We start from the raw sequence: 22,884 nt of genomic DNA, 5'->3' as shown, positions 1-22,884 counted from the left end.
CATCTAGCTTAAATAAATATTAGATTGCAAACAACCGGAATAGCAAACAGTTACTGGTTTTCTGAGGCTTGTTCTAGAGGTTGTATTTTCCAGATGCTATAGTCGATCCAAGTTAAAAAAGATACAGTGCTGCTGGTATGAATTTTTTGCAGCCTCTGTCCCGCTTGCGAACAGCAAGCAAGAAAAATTTATACCAGTAGTACGCTGACACAAATGTATCTATTTTATTTTGAACTGACTATACGTAAAGTTATCCTAAATAATAAGTTCAACAGATATCGGCTACAATGGCTTTTTTATCCCTTCTAATAAACTGGCGAATCCTTGCATATAAGCCGTATCCTTGCTTGAGACACGAGTAGCGGCATACAGCTGACAAAAGACGCCAGTACCTAATGGGCGAGAGACTACCCAGCCTTTTTTTTCATATTCTGCGACCACCCAATCGGGTAGTGCTGCTACCCCGCGTTCACTGGCGACCAACTGAATAAGCATCGCCGTCAGCTCAGTAGTACGGATGTTCTTAAAACTTACCTGGGCGGGTGTCATAAAATTGGCGATGATATCAAGACGTTTTGCTTCTACTGGGTAAGCAATTAAGGTTTCCTCACATAAGTCATCTGGGCAAATAAAATGTTGCTCTGCTAGATTGTGTAATGGCGACAGCACCAAGCGGCTTTCGTATTCAAATAAGGGTTGATAGCTGATACCGTCTATTTGCAAGTTGCTAGTAGTGATCAATAAATCAATATCACCTTCCATTAATAAATGATGCGGCTCAGGCTCAAAGCCAGTCGCAAAATCTAATTCCACATCTGACCATTCACGACGATAGTGATTGAGAATTGGCATTAACCAGTCAAAGCAGCTATGACATTCAGAGGCCAAGCGCATTCTACCAGCTTGACCGTGAGCCAAACGCTTAAGATTGGCTTTAGTACGGGTAACCTGCGGCATAATACTGTCAGCTAAGGCCAGTACCGTTTTGCCTGCTGGAGTAAAAGTCAGCGGACGTGTTCGGCGATTAACCAAGCTAATGTCATAGTAGTTTTCCAGCTCTTTTAGCTGATGTGATACCGCAGAGGCAGTGACATGCAACTCATCGGCCGCCGCTGCCAGTGAACCATGGGCTCGTAGCGCGGTTAGAGTATTTAGATGACGAAGTTCGAGCATAGAATAACCTAACTGCTTATTTAAAAAAATGAAGGGAGAAAAATACTATAAATAGGGTTGTGAGGCTTTTTATTCAAAACTTATTATCAGCACTATTTATTGCTCCTTAACGCCGACGTAATAGTAATTGCGAGATTATAACCAGTATTAGCGACGCGGCCAGCAGGATCGTACCAATGGCATTGACTTCAGGCTTGAGTCCCACCCGCACCATAGAATAGATACGTAGCGGTAGAATCTCATAGCTTGGGCCGGTAACAAAGGTGGATACCACCACATCATCGAGTGATAAGGTAAAGGCTAACAGCCAACCTGCCATCACTGCGGGCAGTATCACTGGAATTAATACCGTACGTACCATAGTCGATTCATTCGCGCCCAAATCTCGCGCCGCTTCCATCAGCCGCTCATCTAAACTACTCAATCGTGCAAATACTGTGATGACCACAAAAGGCAAGCAAAAAGTAATATGCGCTAATAGCAGTGATACAAAGCCTAACTGCAGACCAATTAATAAAAATAGAGCCAGTAAAGAGATGGCAAGCACAATCTCAGGCGACATCATCAGCACGAATAATAAACCGTTTAATAAGCCTTTCCCGCGAAAGTCGTAGCGATGTAATGCCAAGGCAGTGAGTGTGCCGATCAAGGTTGAAACGGTTGCTGCCACCAAGCCTAAAACAATCGAATGCCAAAAAGCATCAAGCATGGCTTGGTTTTTAAATAGCGACTCATACCACCTTAAACTAAAGCCACCCCAATTGTAGCCAATTTTTGACTTATTAAAGGACATAACGACTAAGACAATGATTGGCAGATACAGCAGGGCGTAGATAAGTCCTAGATAGCTTTTTGCCGCGATACTGCCAATCTTGATATTTTGCTTAATAGTAGATTTGTTACGTTTAGGCTGATGAGGCGGTTTGGTTTTGATAATCTGGCTTTTATGAGAGTCAGACATTAGGCCACCTCATTAAAGTCAGTCTTGCCAATACGGCGACTACTGGCGCGATAAGCAAGTAGCAACACCGCCATAGCTAGGGTTAACAAGACGCTGGCTGCTGCGCCAAATGGCCAGTCACGCGCATCTAAAAATTGGTTTTTGATAATATTACCGACCAATAAGTTGCGTGAACCACCCAAGATATCTGCCACGTAAAACATACCCATCGCTGGCAATAATACCAACAGCACACCTGAAATAATTCCGGGCGTAGTCAAAGGCAATACCACATGCCAAAAAGTCTGAGTTTTTGATGCGCCCAAGTCTTGCGACGCCAGCAGCATATCATTGCGTAGGTCGGTAAAAACAGCATATAGCGGCAACACCATAAATGGGAATAATAAATAGGTTAGTCCCGCAATCACCGCGCCTTGGGTATATAAAATATCAATAGGACTATCAATAATACCGATAGCCAGTAAAAACTTATTGATTAAACCGTTATTGGCAAACAGTAATTTAAGCGCATAAGTACGTACTAAAGAGTTGGTCCAAAATGGCAGTATCAGCATCATCATTAATAGCGGTTGCCAACGTGGTTTGGCTTTGGATACCAGCCAGGCAAAGGGATAGCCAAGTACCAGGCAAATGACGGTAGTAATACCTGCCATCCACAATGAGTGCATAAAGACCTCGAAATACAGCGGATCAATCATGCGCACATAGCTGTTGATGCTAACCGGTAGACTAATAAAATCACTACTGTCACGGGTCAAAAAACTGACCGCAATAACCAATAAATTCGGCAATAGCGCAAAGAGGAGCAGCCAACCCCAAATCAGCCACAGAGTCGCGGTACGAAAAGGGCTTTTATTACTTAAACTTGTGCGCGCCATTAGCTTATACCCTTTTGGACAGTCGTGCTAACGGCCTTGCCACTATTAATGTCACTGTCAGACTCATTATCGGTCTTATCATCAACAGAGTTATCATTTGGTAAGACCCATTCCCAACCATCGACCCATGAAACTTTGACCGCTTCATTCAGCTTATAATCAAAACTCGGATCGTCCTCATCAAAAAACTCAGAAGCCTTGATGATATGGCCGTTCTGTAGCTCAATAATAGAGTCTAAAGTACTGCCTTTATAGTTACTCTCAATAACGTGGCCAAGTAGTCCGCTATGGGCACTGTCATCGACTTCATAAATACGTAAATCTTCAGGGCGCAATAGCAGATTAACCATATCACCAACTCTTATCTCGTTTGCAAAGTCAGGACGGCGTAGATTGCGTAAGGTGGTTGGGCCCTCTTGCGCTTGCGACTCACAGACTTCCACGGCAATGCGGCCGTTGGTTACCTGGCCATCGCGATCTGGCTGATCTGGATAAACGCCCCGTACTTCTGCCTTAAAGAGATTGGTCTCACCGATGAATTTGGCGGTAAATAAATTTGCTGGGGTTTCATAAATCTCAATTGGGGTGCCAATTTGCTGAAACTTACCATCTTTCATCACCGCAATGCGATCTGACATTGACAGCGCTTCTTCTTGATCGTGAGTAACAAACACAAAGGTAATACCTAGCTCGCGTTGCAAGCGCTTGAGCTCTGACTGCATTTGCAAACGCAGTTTATGATCGAGCGCTGACAGGGGTTCATCCAGTAGTAGTAATTTAGGACGATTGATGACGGCGCGCGCGATAGCAACCCGTTGCTGCTGACCGCCGGATAAATCTTGCGGCTTGCGGTTGGCCAAATGGCCAAGTTGTACCATCGCTAGAATATCGCGGACGCGCGTTTGAATCTCGTCTTTGGGAACTTTTTTGATTCTAAGACTATACGCAACATTTTGTGCCACGGTCATATGCGGAAATAGCGCGTACTGCTGGAATACCGTATTCACTGGACGTTTATCGGCTGGCAACCCAGCCATTTGTACGCCCTCTAAATAAATGGCCCCCGCTGTCGGCTGCTCAAAACCTGCAATTAGGCGCAGCAAGGTAGTCTTACCGCACCCTGATGGCCCAAGTAGAGTCAAAAACTCACCACGCTTAATATTCAGATTGATGTCTGTTAATACTTCAGTCTCATCATAGGTCTTTTTTAGCCCGGTCAATTGTAATAGCACATCAGTCGCCATGGTATCGATGGTATCGATGGTATCGATGGCATCGATGTTATTAGTGCCAGAACTGGCATGAGAGGGCATAGCGGTTGCAGGCACGTTTGCAGGGGAGTCAGGCATGAGATAAATTCCTAAAATACCAAGGTATTAGTACCACTTGAATAGGGCTGTCGATAGCGAGCGCGGTATAAGCGGTATAAAAAGTGCTTTGGTATAAGTGTAAGCGCGGTCTAATAGCTGCGTATTATAACAAACCATCGCTAACTATTAGTGCAAGTTCGTTACCAATTACGCAGGCTATAGCGTGGTCATTGATATGATTGGTATGGCTTCTCATCGAAAGCAAGAGGCGACTACACGTAGAAAATATTCTTGGGAAAGTAAATTTTTTAATATTTCCTTACTTTTATTCCTATACAATCATTTTAGGGCTAAAAATTTTTAGTTAAAAAGAGTTAGTCTAATAATCGTTAAAGCCACTTATTATTTTTATCACTCAGTATCCTCAAGGACACCTCATGACTGCTAATACGCGCCCAAAAACAGGTCAAGAAGCATTGGAGCTTCTTAAAGAAGGCAACACCCGCTATGTCGACAGTCTTAACAACGCTGATCCGATGATGCAAAAGCGGCCAGAGTTGGTTAAAGATCAAGACCCTTTGGCCATTATCTTAGGCTGCTCTGATGCACGCGTGCCGGTAGAGATTGTTTTTGATCAAGGTTTAGGCGACCTGTTCGTCATTCGTGTGGCTGGTAATGTGGTCGCGCCTTCACAAATTGGCTCAGTCGAATTTGCAGCCGAGGCGTTTGGTACCCAATTGGTCGTGGTACTTGGGCATTCACAGTGCGGCGCGGTGACCGCCTGTGTGGAGGCGCTGATTAATCCGGATCAACATTACTCACCCAATCTACAATCTATCGTCGATCGTATTCGCCCCAGCGTTCATAACTTGCACGAACTGGCCACTGCTAATGGTCAAGATATCGATACTGATCAACTGGTTGATCGCTCAATCCGTGCCAACGTGCGCATGTCCGTCAGCCAGCTTAAGCATGGTTCGCGCATTTTAGAGGACTTATCAAGTAATGGGCAGCTGTTAATTGTCGGTGCTGAATATGATTTAGAGACTGGCAAGGTACGCTTTTTAGACAGCTAGTTGATATAAATAAACTCCATAAGTTTATAACACCCTATCAATAAAATTTTTTTTAACTATGATAGGGTGGATATCTGTCCTGTTATTGGTTTGATGTCATCGATCCTTTTGCTGAGTTTTATTTAGTGATAAGACGGATTTTATAACAAGACAGTGCATTCACTTTATTTAATACATTTTTATAATTAGGATAATAATATTTATGTCTAACTCTACATCGGATTCAACCTCAATCAGCCCCCAACCTGACAATAGTATTCGGGCGGCTGGTGTTCAGCCTATTGCGGCGATAACCAGTGGTTTTACTTTTAACCACACTATGTTACGGGTAAAAGATCCCGCCAAATCATTAGAATTTTATACCGGTGTGCTAGGCATGACATTATTAGCGGTAAAGAAGTTTCCTGAAATGGAGTTTGATCTTTATTTTCTCGCAAAATTGACCGACGACGAGCGTGATAATCTACCAGCTGGTGATGACTTAGCGATTTATACTTTTCGTCAGCGCGGTATTTTAGAACTGACTCATAACTACGGTACCGAAACCCAAGATGACTTTAGCTATCATAATGGTAACCAAGAGCCGCAGGGTTTTGGCCACATTTGCTTTAGTGTACCTGACCTGCCTGCCGCAGTAGCTTGGTTCGATAGCCATGAGGTGGCCTTCAAAAAACGTCCTGAACAGGGCAGCATGAAAAATATTGCCTTTATCGAAGACGTTGATGGCTATTGGATTGAAATTGTACAAGCGGACTTGATGGGCTAATTCATTGATACCGCCGGCATCAATATACCGTTGCCAATACGTACACTGGACTTGAGCGACCCTTCTGTAAGAACGGTCGTCAATAAGCTGAATAAGCAAGATAGTAATAGTGAAAATATCTTGAAGTTGTTTTTACTTGTTAATCTTTTTAGTTCAAAATAAAAAACCGCCAATATCTTGTATATTGGCGGTTTTTTACGTGCTAAACGATGGTCTGTTTGCCGCGTTATAGGTTCTATCGTTAACAGTAAATAGACAATACCCAGTTAGATATTAGTCCTCTTTTTTTACTTGGTAGTCATCGTGGCAAGACTTACAGCTTTTACCAACAGCGCCGAAGGCAGGCCTAAAACCGTCAACGCTAGTCGCTGTCTGTGCAGCATTGTTCAGCTCAGCGGTTGCCTGTTGAAAGTTCTCTGACTTAGTGCGGAAGTCATCAGCATTTGACCAAACGGCTTCGGTAGCATTACCAACGGCTTCTTGGTCCTCAAAATGACGCCAAGGGCTTTTAGACTCCTTGGCTAAGAAGGCGGCTTGCTCTTTGACTATTGCCGCATCAAAAGTATCCGGCGCTTTCATCATATCACCCATGACACCCATCGCATCGCCATAGTTTTTCATTATGTTTTGACGTGCTTTGACATCAGGGTTAGCAGGGGCACTACAAGCAGTTAGACCCAGTAAGGCGGTCATTAAAGTGATACCAACAATAGAATTTAACGATTTATTACTGTGAATCCGTGACATGTGTAGACTCCCTTATATGTGGCTTTTCATAAGATGCCGAAGCAAATAAATGCTCGCCAACAAATTAAATCACTGCCATTAAATGTTTTAAAATAAAGTTTTAAAACGACTGGTTTTCTTAATTTTTTCTTTGTTAGCAGGTTGTTAAAAGTATTGCCAAAAACGTAACTGTGACAGCTATAAGTAATGTACGTGAGTCACGTGCTGTATGTAAACAAATTTCATCCAAAATCCAATATAAGAATAAGGTTCTACCTACTAGGTTGGTAGTGGTTAAAGCAACTCCTAAAAAACCGACTAAAATTATTTATACATCATGAAAAACTATAAACACATATGAAACTTATATAAGTAAGGTCAGCTATCACAGCTGACCTTACTTACGGTGTAGCCGTTGTTTGATTGAGAACGGGTCTAGTCACAAACAACACACTACCGTTCAACTAGGCTTTGTTTATAGGTACGAAGCGCTATAGTTGTGAAAATAAGTAGTCCAGTAAAACATTTGTTTGTTTAATTAGTCTTTGATTATGCCAATAAGGACTATAAAGTCAACCAGTCTTGCGGTTTTAGATAGTAATTAGTCAATTCAAACTCTGGCGTGCCTTCAACAGGTTCAAAACGATAATGCCAGCTGGCAAGAGGGGGCATACTGACTAAAATTGACTCAATACGGCCGTTACTTTGTAGCCCAAACAAAGTACCGCGGTCATAAACTAGATTGTATTCGACATAACGACCCCGACGATATAACTGGAATTCACGTTGCTCTTCAGTATAGGGCGTATCTTGACGCTGCTCAAAGATCGGTAGGATAGCGTCAAGATAACCATTGCCGACTGCTTTCATAAACTCAAAGCAGGTCTCAAAGTCCCAGCCACGGCTTTCAGTATTGACATCATCATAGAATAGACCACCGATACCGCGCTGTTCATCACGATGACGCAGATGGAAGTATTCATCACACCACTGCTTAAAATCAGGGTAGATACTGTCGCCAAATGGCACACAAAGGTCATGACAGACTTGATGCCAATGCACGCAGTCTGCCAATACTGGATAAAATGGCGTTAAATCAAAACCACCACCGAACCACCAAATAGGATCTTCGCCCACTGCCTCAGCGACAAACAAGCGTACGTTCGCATGACTGGTTGGAACATTAGGATTTCTCGGGTGGACAACCAGTGAGACTCCCATCGCTTGCGCTCTGCGTCCGGCAATATAAGGATGGCGTGCAGTCGCTGAAGCTGGCAAGTTATGGACATGAATATGACTGAACATGACGCCTGCTTTTTCGATCACCTTGCCATCTGCCAAAATACATGAGCGCCCGCCACCGCCCTCAGGACGTTCCCAATCATCAGGAATAAAGGTGGCATGATCACCGGTATTACCAGAGTCAGACATAGATTCCTGTGTCTCCAACGCCTGACAGATACGTGCTTGTAAATCGACTAAAAAATCACGCACCTGCGTGATGTCATTAGCTGTTGGAACGATTGGATTTGAATCAAGAGGATTATTGGCTATACCGCTAGCTGCATCATCGGTCGGCTTGTTATTTACATTGGGAATGGTCATAAAAATATCTATAATAATGATTTATGTGATGTGTGATGTGAATAGTAACGTTATTTATTATGGTGCTTTTCTGTATAGAGCTCTTTGTCGAGTAAATGCCCCATGCGATCACGCTTGGTTGCCAAATAGCTGGCATTGATATCATTAACGCCCACCACCAGCGGCACGCGTTCAACCACATTAATACCATTTTCGGTTAAATAAGCGACTTTATCTGGATTGTTGGTGATAAGGCGTACCTCATTAACACCGATATGTGCCAGCATTGGCCCACACATCTCATAAGTACGCGCATCAGCGGGCAACCCTAACATCAGATTAGCATCTAGGGTATCATGGCCTTGTTCTTGTAGGGCATAGGCGCGAATTTTATTGGTCAACCCAATACCACGGCCTTCTTGACGCAAATATAAAACAGCGCCACAGCCAGTCTCTTGGATTGCCTGCATGGCGGTATTGAGCTGGGCACCGCAATCACATTTTAACGAGCTAAAAGCGTCTCCTGTTAAGCACTCAGAATGAATACGTATCAGTGGAATGAGGGGCTCTGCCAGCTTATGATCGCCATTATTATTGGCCATGGTAGTAGCGATGGCGCTATCTACAACCGGTAAACCGACCGTAAGCATTACGTGCTCTTGACCGTCTTCATTTTCAAAGATATGAATATCAAACTCGCCGTGACGAGTAGGTAATTTGGCACTGGTAATAAATTGATATGACATTAATGTCCTGCATAAGCCGATCATCGTGGCGGTAGAGGGGTCTGGCATAGCCATGTTATAATAGCTATGTCGTGATAACCATATTATTATGGCTAGTGTTTATTAGTATAACCTGTTCGTAAGAATAGCACGCTTAGTGAATTTGCGATAAAAACACACAAAGTTCACAGACTACTCACGATGATTAAAGCGGCCGTTTAAAAAAAATGCTATTATGCCATACTATTTTGGAGGATACAGTGACAAGTCTTTGTCCTTAAATTACTGTATCGTCATTAACGCCTAATATTGACCAAATATAACAAGATATAATGATTGGTGGCACTATAGTAAACACCTAGTAATAAAATAAAATAAAATAAAAAGACACATCGTAATTTATTATGAGCTGGTAGTCAGTTTAACGTCGCTTGTAGTTAAATTTACGGTTATATAAATCTCAACCCCATAAATCTCAACCCCATAAATCTCAACCTTATAAAATAGTATTAAAAACTTTATTAACGTAGCCGTATCAATACGATAACGGTGCATAATGATATGGCAAGATAGCATCTTGTCAGTAGATGAGTAGGTATCGTACGGTTTATGCAGCAGTCACCTCTTTCCTCACAGTCTCGGTCACCAACGTCGTCACATGGGCCATCTGCCTCTGATTCTGCTGCACATCTATCAAGTTTGCAACAGACATTCACTCAGATTCCACGTGAGCGCCCTCGTACACCCTTGCTTGACGCTATTGACGCGCCTCTTGATCTTAAAATATTCACCACTGCTCAGCTAATAAACTTGGCTGATGAGCTGCGGCTGTTCCTGTTGTATTCAGCGGGTCAAAGTGGGGGACACTTTGGGGCAAATCTAGGCGTGGTTGAGCTGACCATTGCGCTACATTATTTGTTAGATACGCCCCAAGACCAGATTGTTTGGGATGTGGGTCATCAAGCTTATGCTCATAAAGTCTTGACTGGTCGCCGTGATCAGCTGGGTAGCATACGTGCCAAAGGCGGCTTGACGGCTTTCCCTGAGCGTATAGAGTCTGTCTATGACACTTTTGGGGTTGGACATTCATCGACCTCGATTTCAGCCGGCCTTGGTATGAGTCTAGCGCTACGCTACCAAGGGCGTGCGCAGACAGTCGCTTGTGTGATTGGCGATGGCGCTATGACAGGCGGTATGGCCTTTGAAGCGATGAATGATGCGGTGCAACAGGACGCTGATCTATTAGTGATTTTGAATGATAATGATATGTCGATATCCTGCTCTATTGGTGGGTTTTCACGGCATTTAGCGATGCTGTGGGAGTCAGGGTATCAGGTTAATATTTCAGAGTCAGGTGCCCCCGTATTACGCCAACGTCCAATTATGCAGGCTTTTACTAGACGTAAGCGTCATAAAGAACAACGTGATGTAGCGCAATTAGAAGATAATTTATTTAAAGCGATTGGCTTTACTTATTTTGGTCCATTCGATGGCCATAACATCCCTGAGCTATTGCGCGTTTTATCATTAGCGAAACAAGTTAAAGGCCCAGTCCTAGTTCATATTTATACCACTAAAGGTAAAGGTTTTGCGCCCGCTGAGGTAGACCCAGTCGGTTATCACGCGATTAGTAAATTACCTGTTGAAGACAGCCGTGAGCTAGTAGACAGCCATGAGCCAGCAAACAGCCATAAGCCAAAAAGCACGCCTGCCTTAAAATACTCACAAGTATTTGGACAGTTTTTATGTGACACAGCCGCTCAGGACGATAGGCTACTAGCGATTACTCCGGCTATGGAAGAAGGTTCGGGGATGATCGAGTTTGCCCGTCAGTTTCCAGAGCGGTTTTTTGATGTGGCTATTGCCGAGCAACATGCCGTCACGTTGGCTGGTGGTATGGCAACGCAGGGTGTCAAGCCGATCGTAGCAATCTATTCGACATTTTTGCAGCGTGGCTACGACCAGCTTATTCATGATATTGCGCTACAAAATCTTGATGTGACGTTTGCTATCGATCGTGCCGGGCTAGTCGGTGAAGATGGTGCGACTCACGCTGGCGTATTTGATTTTGCATTTTTGCGCTGCGTCCCTAATATGCTGATTGCGGCGCCCAAAGATGAAAATGAATGCTATCAGTTACTCAACACTTGTTATGAATACCAAGGGTGTACGGCGGTACGCTATCCACGTGGTAGTGGTACGGGTGCGACAATTATACGCCCCGCGCAATACTATAAAGTCGGTCAAGCGCTGATAGAGTCAACCTTAGGCTCTAAGAATGCGCCAATTAAATTAGCGCTGCTCGCATTTGGCACCATGGTCGCAACCGCGCAGCACGCTGCAGAAATATTGACCGCTGCTCGTTTAGAGCCAGGTACTCATGAAACGTCTACTCTTGAAATAGACCATAATATAAATGATGCTGTCGACAACTGTCAGGTGCAAGTGGTGAATATGCGCTGGGTGAAACCTTTAGATGTTGAACTATTAGAGCGCTTGCTGGTGCAAGGAATCACTCATATTGCAACTTTAGAAGAGCATATGATTATGGGCGGTGCAGGCAGTGCCGTAAATGAGTATTTGCTTAATGAGTCTGCTGCCTTTAAGAATAACCGTCCGGCAATCTGTAATATTGGCATTGCCGACCGCTTTTTAGCGCATGGCTCGCAAGCTGAGCAATTAGCAGATTGTGGTTTGGATGTTGTCGGTGTCGTTAAGCAGCTTCAGCGCCTGCTGTCATAAGTTAGGATTTATTTTAAAATCGTTTTACCGTAAAAGTATTAAGTTAAATAGATGAAAATAACGCCTGCTAGCCGTAGGTGCTGACTGTTTTAAAACTTGCGCTGTGTGATGGCAACCATTAATGATGGTTAGCTTGGTGAGCACGACGATTTTTTTCGTCTCTACTTAATATTTTTAGTACAATGACGTTAAGATTTTTGAGAGCGTGCAAAAATGGTGTGAGACAATGGCCAGTTGGCAAGTTGCAAACACCAGATTAGCATTATTAATTGGTATTATTCGTTCGTTTTATTCATTCATCAAGCAAATAGGTTATTTATGGAACCCATGGTCGTTATCGCAGCGCGTGCTGCCGAAAAAGTCGGTAAAGAGATTTTATACGCGCATCAAAACCGCCACAAAATTGAGCTGGATATCGAATCCAAAGGCCTTGATGGACTGGTTACGCGCATTGACCGATTTAGTGAAGAGCTGACCATTGAGACCCTGAAAGCCAGTTATCCAAACCATTCGTTCTTGGGTGAAGAGTTTGGTATGGAAGAGGGTAAAGGCGAAGATGCTGACTGGTGCTGGATTATTGATCCGTTAGATGGCACCAAAAACTTTGTTCATGGTGTGCCACAATTCTGCGTATCTATTGCAGTGCAGCATAAAGGTGTCACTCAGCATGGTGTGGTCTATGACCCCGTTCGTGATGAAATGTTCTCTGCCAGTCGTGGTAAAGGCGCGCGTTTAAACCAGCGCCGTATCAGCGTTAGTGAGCGCAAAACTCTCGAAGGTGGTCTGTTTACGACTGGTCATCCACTTGAGCGTAAGCGTAATGGCGAAGTTATTTCTTACGCTAAAGAACATTTTGAAAGCCTACAAAAAGTCTGTGAAGCGGGCGGTCAAATTCGTCGTTTAGGCTCAGCCGCATTAGATTTGTGCTATGTCGCGGCCGGTCGTTTTGATGGTTACTTTGAGATGTCTATTAAACCGTGGGATATCGCGGCCGGTGAGCTTATCGTTACCGAAGCACGCGGTGTGGTTGTCGATCATACTGGCGCCCATGATTCTATGAAAACCGGTTCGATCTTTGCCTGTAATGTGAAGTTGCTAAAACCATTGATGCAAATAGTCGTACCGACATGGCGTGATGCGGTATAAGTAGTCACCTTTCAAAATTTTAGTGTTAAAAAAAGCTGACTTCCTATTGGAGTCAGCTTTTTTATTGTGCTGCTATTAACACTATCATAATGAATAACTACTAAAGTCATTCAGGCAACTCTAACGGCTTCTCTTTACTGACATGTTCCAATAACTCTAGTTCTTCATCAATCAAGGTCAACATATCTTGCACATGCGGTAGCAGCTTACTACAGGCGATAATCCCAAATTCAATTTTATCCAAATAGCTGGCAAGGGTAATGTTGATTCCTTGGCCGTTAAATATAATAGAGGCGGGATACAAGGCCTTGAGTGGTGCGCCATTCCAGTACAGCGGCTTTTTGGAGCCAGGAACGTTAGAAATAATGAGGTTAAAGGCTTGTCTTTTGGGGAACAGACCGGTCAACAAGTTGAAGCCTCCCCAGGCATAAGAGATAGCGCTGTAGTTAATAACCTGTGCTTGATTCATCCGGCTAAAACGGCGTTTACCACTATTCATGCTACGGTGAATCAGCTGTAGTCGGCTTATAGGATTATCCAAATGTGTGCCTAAATTGGCCAATAAAAATGAAATCTGATTACCATTTGAGCTGTCATCACGGCGCAATGAGATCGGCACAAACGCAATGAGTGGCTTACTTGGTAAGGCGTCCATCGATAACAAGTAACGGCGAATAGCGCCTGCGCACACTGCCAAAACCACATCGTTCATACTGACACCCAGCTCATGAGCAATATTGCTAAAGCGTTGCATCTCATAAGATTGTGCGGCGATTCGCCTAGAAGCTGAGATACGCTGATTAAAGATACTCATTGGTGCATCGAAGGTACCGACATAATCGTCATCACCATGATGTTTGATATTGTCCAATAGCTCGGTAAACACGGGTTTGATAGTGGACAGTTGCTCTTTAATAATGCGTCTCACAGAGCGAGCAGCGGGAATTAAGGCATCAACTTGGTTACGATGGCGCGTCATTAGCGACCACACCGGCAGAGTCATGGGCTCGGTTGGGGACTGTGACAGCGACTTTTGAATAAGGCGCATGGCCGCGATGCCGTCAACTAAGGAATGATGAATTTTAAAATATAATGCAAAGCGTTCTGGGCTATCGTCGGACTCGGGCACAATACCTTCGATAACCTGACATTCCCATAATGGCATGGCACGATCTAGCAAGCGCCCATGCTCTCTTGAAACGTACGTGAGCAGCTCGCGGACGCGCCCTGGTTTGGGTAGGGCGATATGGCGAAAGTGATGCTCAACATCGAAGTCCTCATCTTGTTCCCAAAACAATAGATGCTCGAGCACCTGGTTAAATGGGAAACTTGGCGGCACCGTAGACGTTTGCATCTGCTTTACCAACTGATAGACAAAATTGCTATCAGCGTCCTGTGCACCTGCTGGTAATTCGAATAAGAATAAACCACCAACGTGCATGGGTTGTTTACGCGACTCAAGAAGTAAGAATAATTGATCAACTGCCGTCAACAATCGCATGGCGTGTCCTTTAAGGTCAATGAGCTGTGCGTTATAAGTGGCCATTATGACGGCGCATCAATACCAACAGCGGTTAAGTTAAGTTTTTTTAGTATTCCATTACTCGCTTTTTATTATTAAATTTTCCCTATTAAACGGTCATTAAAAAGACTATTAGCTGACAGCTAATCACTTAAAAAATGGCTACTCAAAAATTTATGACAGCAAGCTATGAAGTACTTATTTTACTGAAAAAAGTATCCGGTCTGCGGTGAGCTGGCATGTGCTATTTTACGCATCGGCATACGACCTGCCAAAAACGCCTCACGACCTGCCCAAATAGCGTGTTTCATTGCCTGCGCCATCAGTACTGGATTTTGGGCATTGGCAATCGCTGAGTTCATCAGTACGCCATCACAGCCAAGCTCCATAGCAATTGCTGCATCCGAGGCGGTACCAACACCAGCATCTACCAGTACAGGGACTTTAGCATTTTCTATAATCAAACTGAGCGTATGGCGATTGAGTACACCAAGGCCAGAACCGATCAAGCTACCAAGCGGCATAATGGCCACACAGCCCATACTCTCTAATTCTTGGGCGACTATCGGATCGTCCGAAGTATAAACCATCACTTCAAAGCCATCATCAATTAATACCTTGGCCGCTTTAAGGGTTTCCATTATATTAGGATAGAGGCTTTTTTCATCGCCCAATACTTCCAGTTTAACGAGGTTATGACCACCGAGCAGCTCGCGGGCGAGCTTGCAGGTACGTACTGCGGTTTCGGCATCGAAGCAACCAGCAGTATTAGGCAATATAGTATATTTATCCGGTGAAATGACATCAAGCAGGTTAGGCTCATCCTTGTTCTGGCCAATATTAGTACGGCGGATGGCGACAGTCACTATCTCCGCTGCCGAGGCAGCTATCGCTATGCCAGTTTCGGTCATGTCTTTATACTTGCCCGTACCTACGAGTAACCGTGACGAAAACGTCCGACTACCAACGGTAAAGGTATCTTGAGCAAGAGAGATGGGGTTGGCAGCGTTAACCGCAGATGAGGTCATGACTTGTGACATATGTGGAACCTTAATAACAAGTGAGCTATAAAAGATAAAAACTTAAAATAAGAACAAACATCAAGGTAAGATATCAAGGATAAGGGGCAAATGACATCTTCAATGCAAAAATAAATCAGCATCGTAAATGGTATGTTAGCTGAGCAAAACAAAATGTTAGTATAACAAACTCATGCGGGCTTACTTATGTTGTTTATTAGATTTAATCCTTTAAGCGCTCAACGTTTTTTATATTAGATCCACCACGCTTTCTCACTTATCAGGTCGCCTCTATGATGCAACTGCCGTACAGTTTCGCAAAACGCCATCAGCTGTTGGCTATTCTTGCTATTGATCCTGCGCTGCCGCCAACACTGATATTGACTACAGCAACGCCGTTATCTGCCATCAATGAGGCCGTACGGTTTTTGCAGCAGCAAGGCGTCCGCGGTATACCTACTTACGAAAGTGTCGGTTCAGATGCTTTCAAAAAGCGCATGAACGCGGCCTACGCTGGCAATACTGGCGAATCACAGCACATTGCCGCTGGGCTTGAAGATCACCCTGACCTTGATAGCTTAGCGGATAGCGTCCCTGAAACTGCAGACTTGATGGATCAGCAGGATGATGCCCCCATTATTCGCCTGATTAATGCGTTGCTATCAGAAGCTATTCGCCTTAACGCCTCAGACATTCATATTGAAACTTTTGAGAAGCGATTGGTAGTGCGTTTTCGGGTCGATGGCGAACTCAAAGAAATCATCACACCCAAACGTCAACTGGCCCCATTATTGGTGTCGCGTATCAAAGTCATGGCCAAACTCGATATCGCCGAAAAGCGCGTGCCGCAAGACGGACGTATTAGCTTAAGACTTGCCGGGCGCGAAGTCGATGTGCGGGTATCTACTTTACCTTCCAGCTTCGGCGAACGGGTAGTGATGCGTTTGTTGGACAAACAAGCCGGTCATCTTAATATGACGTATCTAGGATTGCTAGATAACGATTATAGTGAGCTTAAACGCTTAATTCATCGACCTCATGGCATCATCCTAGTGACTGGCCCTACAGGTTCGGGTAAGACCACTACCTTATATGCTGCTTTGACTGATCTTAATGACCAAACGCGTAATATTTTAACCGCCGAAGATCCCATTGAGTTTCAATTGGATGGTATTGGACAGACCCAAGTCAATAACAAGGTCGATATGACCTTTGCTAAAAGTCTGCGCGCAATGCTACGTCAAGATCCAGATGTGGTGATGGTGGGTGAGATTCGTGATATTGAAACTGCTGAGATCGCGGTACAAGCATCATTAACCGGTCATTTGGTATTATCGACTCTGCATACTAACACGGCTATTGGCGCGGTGACTCGTCTGCAAGATATGGGTATTGAGCCGTTTTTACTATCGTCGTCACTGATTGGCGTGGTCGCGCAGCGCCTGGTACGTACCCTGTGTCTACATTGCCATACGTGGCAACAGGCAGATCCTGAGCAAGCAAAATTATTTGCTGAAATTGGTATTGTGTGTGAGGGTGTAGATTTGGTAGAAACCGCAATCAATCTGCCCAGAGCCGTTGGCTGTGATAAGTGTAATCAGTCCGGCTTTAAAGGCAGAACCGCAATATATGAAGTGGTCCCTGTTGATGATGCATTGCGACGGATGATTCATAGCAATACCGCAGAATATGAATTAGAAGCCTATGCACGGCAACAGACCCCATCCATTCGTGCTGATGGTTTGCATAAAGTGATAGCGGGACGTACTACCTTAGAGGAAGTATTGCGGGTGACCAAAGAAAGCGCCTTAACTGATGACGCTATTCTTTGATAAAGTGATTGGTTAAAAAGAGTCTATAGAGTAATTGGTCAGCATCGCGCTACATATCGATAATATTAGACTGTTGAGCGTGTGCTGCTATTGCCGCTTGATAAGCGGCTGTCTCTAGGAATTAATTTGTTGTATTCGCACTAACGTTTTCATTCTCACCTTTATAGTCATCAATGTTCTGAGTAGTCGATGAGGCATTGTCTTTTTTGCCTTGGCGACGCGCTTCTAGCTCAGCTTTAGGTACCCAGGCCCAGGTCATTTCAACAGTGATGGGGTCACGATCACTATCAGACTCGCGGTCATTTATGACACAGGGAATGACCATTTCGCCTTTAGGCGTATTCAAGATATCTAAGCGTTGCTCGTCAGACAAAGTAGCAACAGCGGCAACTTGACCTTTTTTAAGTGGGCGATAAAAATTGACTGAGTACGACTTAACCAATAGCACTCGATCAGAAGGTAGGTTCAGTCCCAATATAAAACCAGTGGCAGTCTCGGCCAGTAGGGTAATGGCAACCGCATGGATAGAGCCAATATGGTTTTGGACTGCTTTGCTATTATTTAGACTGACCACCACTTTATTAGGGTCTACTGTTTCGTAATAAACACCAGTCGTGCCCACATACGGTACGACCTTGCCAAAGGCTTTGGATAAAATAGTAGAGCGCGCACCCGTAGGTAAATACTTAGTGACCGATAACAACTTGGTAAATTGATTGTTTATGGGTTTGAGCGTACTGTTTGGTTCTGCAGTTGGACTGAGGGCGTCAGATATCTTGGCTGGTAATTTAGTAGACAGCTTGGCTGGTAACTTTTTTAGTAATCCTGACATACAAAATTCCTCAACTTGAATTAGGGGGCAATCGCTTAAATAAAACAGGCATTTAGATAAAACAGGGGTTGAGCAGAGTTCAACGATAATACGATTGATCAAAAATAATCAACTGATATTAACTTTTGGCCGTTATATCGAACTCGATACAGGGTCAAGATAGCATCTATGCTCTAAGTAACTGTCTTTTGAGACCGCTTAAGGCTGTTGTTAACTATGGTACATTAACTTAAGCATGCCTGCTATTATTACCATAAACTGCTACAGTCATAAAATAATAGTAAGGTAACTGATAGTAGTGGACGTGTAGAAATGTATCTGGATGGCTCTTGAGTGTCATCTGCCACCGTACATAAAAATGATCGTTAGCTGGTATATGGATTGGAAGGACAAGGCTCAAATTCTTTGTTCGCAAGCCCCCAAGCCTGCTGGCTTACCCCTACAACATCGCATCGGTAATCTTATCAAAAAACAGTATGCATATTTTTACTGCTTTGTTTTTAACCCTTTTTCAGCGCTGAGTTAAGTTATGAATGACCTGTCCATCAATGACGCTGTAAATATTATTTATACTGGGGTCGCTGGTACTGGTAAAACCTACCGCTTGTTACAAATTGCCAAGCAATACACCGATTATTTTCCTACAGCGGACGATGACCAGATGCTCGCGCAGTTACTACAAGATTTAAGCTGGCGTGACGTATTGTGCTTGATATTTTTAGAATTTAAAACTGAGCATCAGGACCTGGTCAAGGTTCCTGAGATTGTTGCTCACGAATTTTTTATTGCCAAAGCGGCACAAAATTCTCGCGACAAAAACTTAAGCAACACCGCATGGTCAGTGCTGCAAATACACAGTTCTGTAACGTCGCAAACGGTGACTTATAAAAACCGAGCCAGCCAAGCTTATTTCGATAAAGATGAGAGCGGGGCATGGTATCTATTACCAGAGAGTATGGCGCTATTAACGACGTTATCGCAGCAGCTAACAGAATTTAAGCAAGCACAGCTTGACAATACAACCAAGCACAATCAGGGTCTTAGTAAGCAGCGCTTCAGTATGGTTAGCTTTCACCAAGCCTATGGTTATGAAGAGTTTGTAGAAGGCATTCGGCCTGTGATTGGCATCAATAGACAAGCACAAATCAGCTACGACATTCAAGATGGGGCGTTTTTGGCATTGTGTCAGCGCGCTGCTCGAGATCCTGAACAGCGCTATGCAATATTGATCGATGAAATCAATCGTGCCAACGTTTCTCGGGTATTTGGCGAGCTACTCAGTTTGATCGAAGCAGACAAACGCAGCGGATTACCAAATGCGATGCAAGTTAATCTGGCTTATTCTGGGCGTCCGTTTAGCGTCCCTGCGAATGTCGATATTTACGCCACTATGAATACTCAAGATCATTCGTTAGCGCCACTCGATATGGCCTTGCGTCGGCGTTTTCGTTTTATTGACTGTCCGCCGCAGCCAGAGCTATTACCCAGTATCAATGTTTATGAAAATTCGGCAGAGCAGAAGTCAGCAGCGATTGATTTGGCCAAGCTGTTATCTGGCTTAAACCAACGTATTATGCAAACTCTAGGTCAGGAAGCACAATTAGGCCATGCGTTTTTGTTCTCAGTACAGAATTTAAGTCAGCTGCAGTCGGTATTGGTTGAACAGATTATTCCGCAGTTAGCGCAAGCCGCTGGCGGGCAAATCGCCATTTTACAGTACCTGTTTAAAGACGAGCAGCAGCCCTACAGTGCACAGTTTATCCAGGATAACCAGGTGGCGATAGACGACCCTCTCAATAACCAGCCTAATATCAAAGCTCAAGCCCCAATGTTCGCAGGTCAAAATGCCTTTTTAGGCCAGTCGATGAGCACTGGTGGGTATAGAGTTAATCCAGACCTTGTCGCAAAGATGGGTGAGTTCGTGCTGTCCTCTATCTATCAACGCCTGTATTAATCACTATAAATGATGAATAGCAATCAAAATGATTCTGCAAATAAGCCTATGTTAAGTATCGATACTCCTTATACCTCTGATACCCCTTATACCTCTGATGCATTGATCATCACTGTATTCGAGCATCAACGTTTAACCAGTCATGATTTTGCACAAGATTCTGACTTTACATGGCTGCTCACCCAAGAGTTCGCAGTATTTAGTATTAAGCGCCAACGCGGACAATGGCAGCTTAAAGTGGGTCACTATATTGGACTTATTTTACTGCCTAGTGGCCTGACCCTTGAAATATTGCCCAAGCCTGTTGGAGAACAAGGCACACGGCAGCCTAGAAACCACAGTGATATTTTACAGACTCGTCAATGGGTACAGCGTATGCTGTCAGATTTGACTGATGGCAATAACCGCAAGCGGCCTAATACCAAAAATTTAGGTCAATTGAGTAATAATGTAGCGCCTTTACCGATACCAGCACCACCGCTGTCGCAGTGGTTGGTCGCGCAGTTTTTACAGCGTCTGTCTCGTTATCAGCCTATTAAGCATTATCAGGCGCAGATTCATAATCAGTCCTCACTTCAAGGCAAACTGCTCATTAAGGAGCAACTACGGCGCAACGGTACTCAACCGCACAAGTTTATGTGTGAGACTAGCGTCCTGAGCCCAGATATGTTGAGTAATCGATTGATCAAAAGTGCATTGCTGCTAATCGAAGCAATGGTGCAGGGGGGATTAAGCTATGGTCAATCCAAGCTTAAGCACTCAAGTTTTATTGATAATCAAAGCATCAATAATCAAAGCATCAATAATCAAAACATCGATAATCAAAGCACCGAGAATCAGAGCGCCGACAATAAAAATTATTATAAACACCATGCCAGCCCTGATCACAGTTATGCACAAGCAACATTATTTTCTGCAGCATTGTCCCCGTGGCGACAGATTGCAGCGCTTAGTCATCATGAGCGGCGGTCATTAGAGCAGATATATCAGCAAGCAAAGCGTCAACTCAACGCTCAGCCGTTGCAGCAACAGCAATTACAATCAGTGCAGCAATTATTAGACTTGGCCTATTGGTTATTACAGCAGTCAAGTTCAGACTCTGGTAGTGGGATCAATACCCAAACCTTACTAAGACAAGCCATAACACCGCCGCGATTATGTTTATTAATTGATATGAATCAGGCCTTTGAGCAATGGGCCAGTCAGCGTATAGCGAGGATATTCAGTCAGCTTGATCCTGTTTATCAAGCATTATATCAACCGCAACGGCTGTGGCTCAGTGATATGACAGGTCAAGCACGCTTATCTATCCGTCCTGACTTATTGATTTATCATGCCGATGTTAATGACGCTATAGCCGATAATTCGCATATTTGTAGCCGCGTTCACAGCCATGTTATTGATATTAAATGGAAACACTTGTCTCACTCAGGTGCTATCAGCGCTAGTGATGCTTATCAGTTGAGCAGTTATGCGCAGGCCTATCAGGCACAGCAAGTCTGGCTGGTATATCCGGTAACAGACAACACTCGGCAACCGCTAGCGTTAAGTCAACAGAGCTACCTGGATAGTGGGGGTAGCGATAATGCAAGTTACGCTAAGCTATGGCTAATGCCGTTTAATGTCCTGACTGGAACACCTAATGGTTGGCCGCAGCAAAATTTGGACAGCGGCCTAAACAGTGACTTAAACAATGATTTAAACAATGATTTAAACAATGATTTAAACAACGATTTAAACAATGAGTAATGACTGTTACTAGATGAAAACTGCCCTCCCTAACGATACCGCTGAGTAAAATTTTCCCTACTGGAACAGTGTTTCTCTACAGTTATATAAAATTTAGGCAAGTTTATTAAATTAATCAAAAATAGCTGTTGACACAAGCTACCTTACCCTTTAATATGTGCACCTCGATAGCGAGGAACATTAACCAGTTAGCGGCAATGCCAACGACCAGTTAATCAATAAACTATCGAGATAATAGAGTACATCGGAGTGTGGCGCAGTTTGGTAGCGCATCTGGTTTGGGACCAGAGGGTCGTAGGTTCGAATCCTATCACTCCGACCATCTATTTTAAGAGCCTTACAGGCTTTTTTTTATGTATAATGGTTTAGTCTGTGATATTTTAGTATATGTATTTTGACTGTAGCCTGAATATATAAAAAGCCCTTAAGAGCGCCTGTAGCTCAGCTGGATAGAGCATCTCCCTTCTAAGGAGGTGGCCGCAGGTTCGAATCCTGCCAGGCGCACCATTTAGCCTGAAAATCTTGCCTATTATTGGCAATAGTTATGGCGGTTGTAGCTCAGTTGGTAGAGCCCCGGGTTGTGATCTCGGTTGTCGTGGGTTCGAGTCCCATCAGTCGCCCCATATTTTTTATCCCCTCATTTACACAGTCAGTGCCATATTTGGCATTTTTTTGTGCCTGTCTTTTGGCCATAGCGCCTATTTCTACGTTTATATAGTCAATGAAAAGTAATATCGATACATAACCTACTGCTGGCATACGTTTTTCTTGCTTGCTGTGCCTACGCAGACAGAGGCTGCAAAAAGCGTATACCAGCAGTACCGTCGCGTTTTTAAGGTATTTTAACTATATATCAAATGACCTTAATGCTCTAATGCTCTTTTTTTTG

The 22,884-nt window shown here is 43.9% G+C and carries 17 protein-coding genes and 3 tRNA genes; 10 read left to right on the top strand and 10 right to left on the bottom strand.

Features of this window, described 5'->3' with window-relative positions; genetic code table 11:
• Positions 1-282: 282 nt before the first annotated feature.
• The 4 genes from RCH20_RS05525 to potA all read right to left on the bottom strand — a co-directional run bounded on the left by RCH20_RS05525 (position 283) and on the right by potA (position 4,256).
• Positions 283-1,173 carry a LysR family transcriptional regulator gene (locus tag RCH20_RS05525; RefSeq protein ID WP_327192862.1) on the bottom strand — a complete coding sequence of 297 codons (891 nt, stop codon included), beginning with the start codon at positions 1,171-1,173 and terminating at the stop codon, positions 283-285.
• A gap of 106 nt (positions 1,174-1,279) precedes the next feature.
• Positions 1,280-2,134: a spermidine/putrescine ABC transporter permease PotC gene (potC, locus tag RCH20_RS05520; protein WP_327192861.1), complete on the bottom strand. Its 855-nt coding sequence runs from the start codon at positions 2,132-2,134 to the stop codon at positions 1,280-1,282.
• Positions 2,134-3,012: a spermidine/putrescine ABC transporter permease PotB gene (gene potB, locus RCH20_RS05515; protein ID WP_209955621.1), complete on the bottom strand. Its 879-nt coding sequence runs from the start codon at positions 3,010-3,012 to the stop codon at positions 2,134-2,136. Before potB ends, potC begins: the two co-directional genes overlap by 1 nt.
• Entirely contained in the window at positions 3,012-4,256 is a 1,245-nt protein-coding gene (gene potA / locus RCH20_RS05510) for a spermidine/putrescine ABC transporter ATP-binding protein PotA (protein ID WP_327192899.1), read from the bottom strand. The genes potB and potA overlap by 1 nt, the downstream gene beginning before the upstream one ends.
• Before the next feature lie 503 nt (positions 4,257-4,759).
• Between potA and RCH20_RS05505 the strand changes: the two genes are divergently transcribed.
• Complete coding sequence (locus RCH20_RS05505) at positions 4,760-5,398, top strand: carbonic anhydrase (RefSeq protein ID WP_209955619.1); 639 nt, start codon at positions 4,760-4,762, stop codon at positions 5,396-5,398.
• 202 nt (positions 5,399-5,600) lie between these two features.
• Positions 5,601-6,164: a lactoylglutathione lyase gene (gene gloA, locus RCH20_RS05500; protein WP_209955617.1), complete on the top strand. Its 564-nt coding sequence runs from the start codon at positions 5,601-5,603 to the stop codon at positions 6,162-6,164.
• A gap of 273 nt (positions 6,165-6,437) precedes the next feature.
• Here gloA and RCH20_RS05495 read toward each other — a convergent pair whose 3' ends face one another.
• The 3 genes from RCH20_RS05495 to ribA all read right to left on the bottom strand — a co-directional run bounded on the left by RCH20_RS05495 (position 6,438) and on the right by ribA (position 9,220).
• On the bottom strand, positions 6,438-6,911 hold the full coding sequence (locus tag RCH20_RS05495) for a c-type cytochrome (protein WP_209955615.1): 474 nt from the start codon (positions 6,909-6,911) through the stop codon (positions 6,438-6,440).
• Positions 6,912-7,454: 543 nt separating this feature from the next.
• Positions 7,455-8,495: an oxygen-dependent coproporphyrinogen oxidase gene (gene hemF, locus RCH20_RS05490; RefSeq protein ID WP_327192860.1), complete on the bottom strand. Its 1,041-nt coding sequence runs from the start codon at positions 8,493-8,495 to the stop codon at positions 7,455-7,457.
• A gap of 50 nt (positions 8,496-8,545) precedes the next feature.
• The gene (gene ribA, locus RCH20_RS05485; RefSeq protein ID WP_209955611.1) at positions 8,546-9,220 is read right to left on the bottom strand and encodes a GTP cyclohydrolase II; all 675 of its coding nucleotides are present in this window, start codon (positions 9,218-9,220) and stop codon (positions 8,546-8,548) included.
• A 588-nt stretch (positions 9,221-9,808) separates the two neighbouring features.
• Between ribA and dxs the strand changes: the two genes are divergently transcribed.
• Entirely contained in the window at positions 9,809-11,941 is a 2,133-nt protein-coding gene (gene dxs, locus RCH20_RS05480) for a 1-deoxy-D-xylulose-5-phosphate synthase (RefSeq protein WP_327192859.1), read from the top strand.
• Between the two features lie 318 nt (positions 11,942-12,259).
• Positions 12,260-13,087, top strand: coding sequence for an inositol monophosphatase family protein (locus RCH20_RS05475; protein ID WP_209955607.1), 828 nt, complete (start codon positions 12,260-12,262; stop codon positions 13,085-13,087).
• A gap of 106 nt (positions 13,088-13,193) precedes the next feature.
• Here RCH20_RS05475 and RCH20_RS05470 read toward each other — a convergent pair whose 3' ends face one another.
• Both RCH20_RS05470 and RCH20_RS05465 read right to left on the bottom strand, forming a co-directional pair.
• Positions 13,194-14,588: a WS/DGAT/MGAT family O-acyltransferase gene (locus RCH20_RS05470; RefSeq protein ID WP_209955605.1), complete on the bottom strand. Its 1,395-nt coding sequence runs from the start codon at positions 14,586-14,588 to the stop codon at positions 13,194-13,196.
• A gap of 224 nt (positions 14,589-14,812) precedes the next feature.
• Entirely contained in the window at positions 14,813-15,637 is an 825-nt protein-coding gene (locus tag RCH20_RS05465; RefSeq protein ID WP_209958781.1) for a thiazole synthase, read from the bottom strand.
• Between the two features lie 284 nt (positions 15,638-15,921).
• On the opposite strand from RCH20_RS05465, the gene gspE reads away from it, so the two are divergent.
• The gene (gspE, locus tag RCH20_RS05460) at positions 15,922-17,460 is read left to right on the top strand and encodes a type II secretion system ATPase GspE (protein ID WP_327192858.1); all 1,539 of its coding nucleotides are present in this window, start codon (positions 15,922-15,924) and stop codon (positions 17,458-17,460) included.
• A gap of 121 nt (positions 17,461-17,581) precedes the next feature.
• Here the strand turns inward: gspE and RCH20_RS05455 are convergent, their stop codons facing one another.
• Positions 17,582-18,292 carry a DUF4442 domain-containing protein gene (locus tag RCH20_RS05455; RefSeq protein WP_327192857.1) on the bottom strand — a complete coding sequence of 237 codons (711 nt, stop codon included), beginning with the start codon at positions 18,290-18,292 and terminating at the stop codon, positions 17,582-17,584.
• A 529-nt stretch (positions 18,293-18,821) separates the two neighbouring features.
• On the opposite strand from RCH20_RS05455, the gene RCH20_RS05450 reads away from it, so the two are divergent.
• The 5 genes from RCH20_RS05450 to RCH20_RS05430 all read left to right on the top strand — a co-directional run bounded on the left by RCH20_RS05450 (position 18,822) and on the right by RCH20_RS05430 (position 22,618).
• Positions 18,822-20,246, top strand: coding sequence for an McrB family protein (locus tag RCH20_RS05450; RefSeq protein WP_327192856.1), 1,425 nt, complete (start codon positions 18,822-18,824; stop codon positions 20,244-20,246).
• A 9-nt stretch (positions 20,247-20,255) separates the two neighbouring features.
• The gene (locus tag RCH20_RS05445) at positions 20,256-21,995 is read left to right on the top strand and encodes a 5-methylcytosine restriction system specificity protein McrC (RefSeq protein WP_327192855.1); all 1,740 of its coding nucleotides are present in this window, start codon (positions 20,256-20,258) and stop codon (positions 21,993-21,995) included.
• A 245-nt stretch (positions 21,996-22,240) separates the two neighbouring features.
• Positions 22,241-22,317, top strand: a tRNA-Pro gene (locus RCH20_RS05440).
• A 108-nt stretch (positions 22,318-22,425) separates the two neighbouring features.
• Positions 22,426-22,502 (top strand) — tRNA-Arg (locus tag RCH20_RS05435).
• Between the two features lie 40 nt (positions 22,503-22,542).
• A tRNA-His gene (locus RCH20_RS05430) sits at positions 22,543-22,618 on the top strand.
• Positions 22,619-22,884: the final 266 nt, after the last annotated feature.

This window comes from Psychrobacter sp. PL15 (assembly GCF_035984995.1).
GTDB lineage: Bacteria > Pseudomonadota > Gammaproteobacteria > Pseudomonadales > Moraxellaceae > Psychrobacter.
The sequence above is the reverse complement of the archived record's forward strand: the minus strand, read 5'-3'. Positions and strand labels throughout refer to the sequence as shown.

Coding starts and splice junctions, on each gene's coding strand:
- RCH20_RS05455 (WP_327192857.1), bottom strand. CDS start 18,292: ATGTCAGGATTACTAAAAAAGTTACCAGCCAAGCTGTCTACTAAATTA.
- potB (WP_209955621.1), bottom strand. CDS start 3,012: ATGGCGCGCACAAGTTTAAGTAATAAAAGCCCTTTTCGTACCGCGACT.
- potC (WP_327192861.1), bottom strand. CDS start 2,134: ATGTCTGACTCTCATAAAAGCCAGATTATCAAAACCAAACCGCCTCAT.
- RCH20_RS05445 (WP_327192855.1), top strand. CDS start 20,256: ATGATGAATAGCAATCAAAATGATTCTGCAAATAAGCCTATGTTAAGT.
- RCH20_RS05505 (WP_209955619.1), top strand. CDS start 4,760: ATGACTGCTAATACGCGCCCAAAAACAGGTCAAGAAGCATTGGAGCTT.
- gspE (WP_327192858.1), top strand. CDS start 15,922: ATGATGCAACTGCCGTACAGTTTCGCAAAACGCCATCAGCTGTTGGCT.
- RCH20_RS05475 (WP_209955607.1), top strand. CDS start 12,260: ATGGAACCCATGGTCGTTATCGCAGCGCGTGCTGCCGAAAAAGTCGGT.
- ribA (WP_209955611.1), bottom strand. CDS start 9,220: ATGTCATATCAATTTATTACCAGTGCCAAATTACCTACTCGTCACGGC.
- RCH20_RS05495 (WP_209955615.1), bottom strand. CDS start 6,911: ATGTCACGGATTCACAGTAATAAATCGTTAAATTCTATTGTTGGTATC.
- potA (WP_327192899.1), bottom strand. CDS start 4,256: ATGGCGACTGATGTGCTATTACAATTGACCGGGCTAAAAAAGACCTAT.
- RCH20_RS05465 (WP_209958781.1), bottom strand. CDS start 15,637: ATGACCTCATCTGCGGTTAACGCTGCCAACCCCATCTCTCTTGCTCAA.
- RCH20_RS05450 (WP_327192856.1), top strand. CDS start 18,822: ATGAATGACCTGTCCATCAATGACGCTGTAAATATTATTTATACTGGG.
- hemF (WP_327192860.1), bottom strand. CDS start 8,495: ATGACCATTCCCAATGTAAATAACAAGCCGACCGATGATGCAGCTAGC.
- dxs (WP_327192859.1), top strand. CDS start 9,809: ATGCAGCAGTCACCTCTTTCCTCACAGTCTCGGTCACCAACGTCGTCA.
- RCH20_RS05525 (WP_327192862.1), bottom strand. CDS start 1,173: ATGCTCGAACTTCGTCATCTAAATACTCTAACCGCGCTACGAGCCCAT.
- RCH20_RS05470 (WP_209955605.1), bottom strand. CDS start 14,588: ATGCGATTGTTGACGGCAGTTGATCAATTATTCTTACTTCTTGAGTCG.
- gloA (WP_209955617.1), top strand. CDS start 5,601: ATGTCTAACTCTACATCGGATTCAACCTCAATCAGCCCCCAACCTGAC.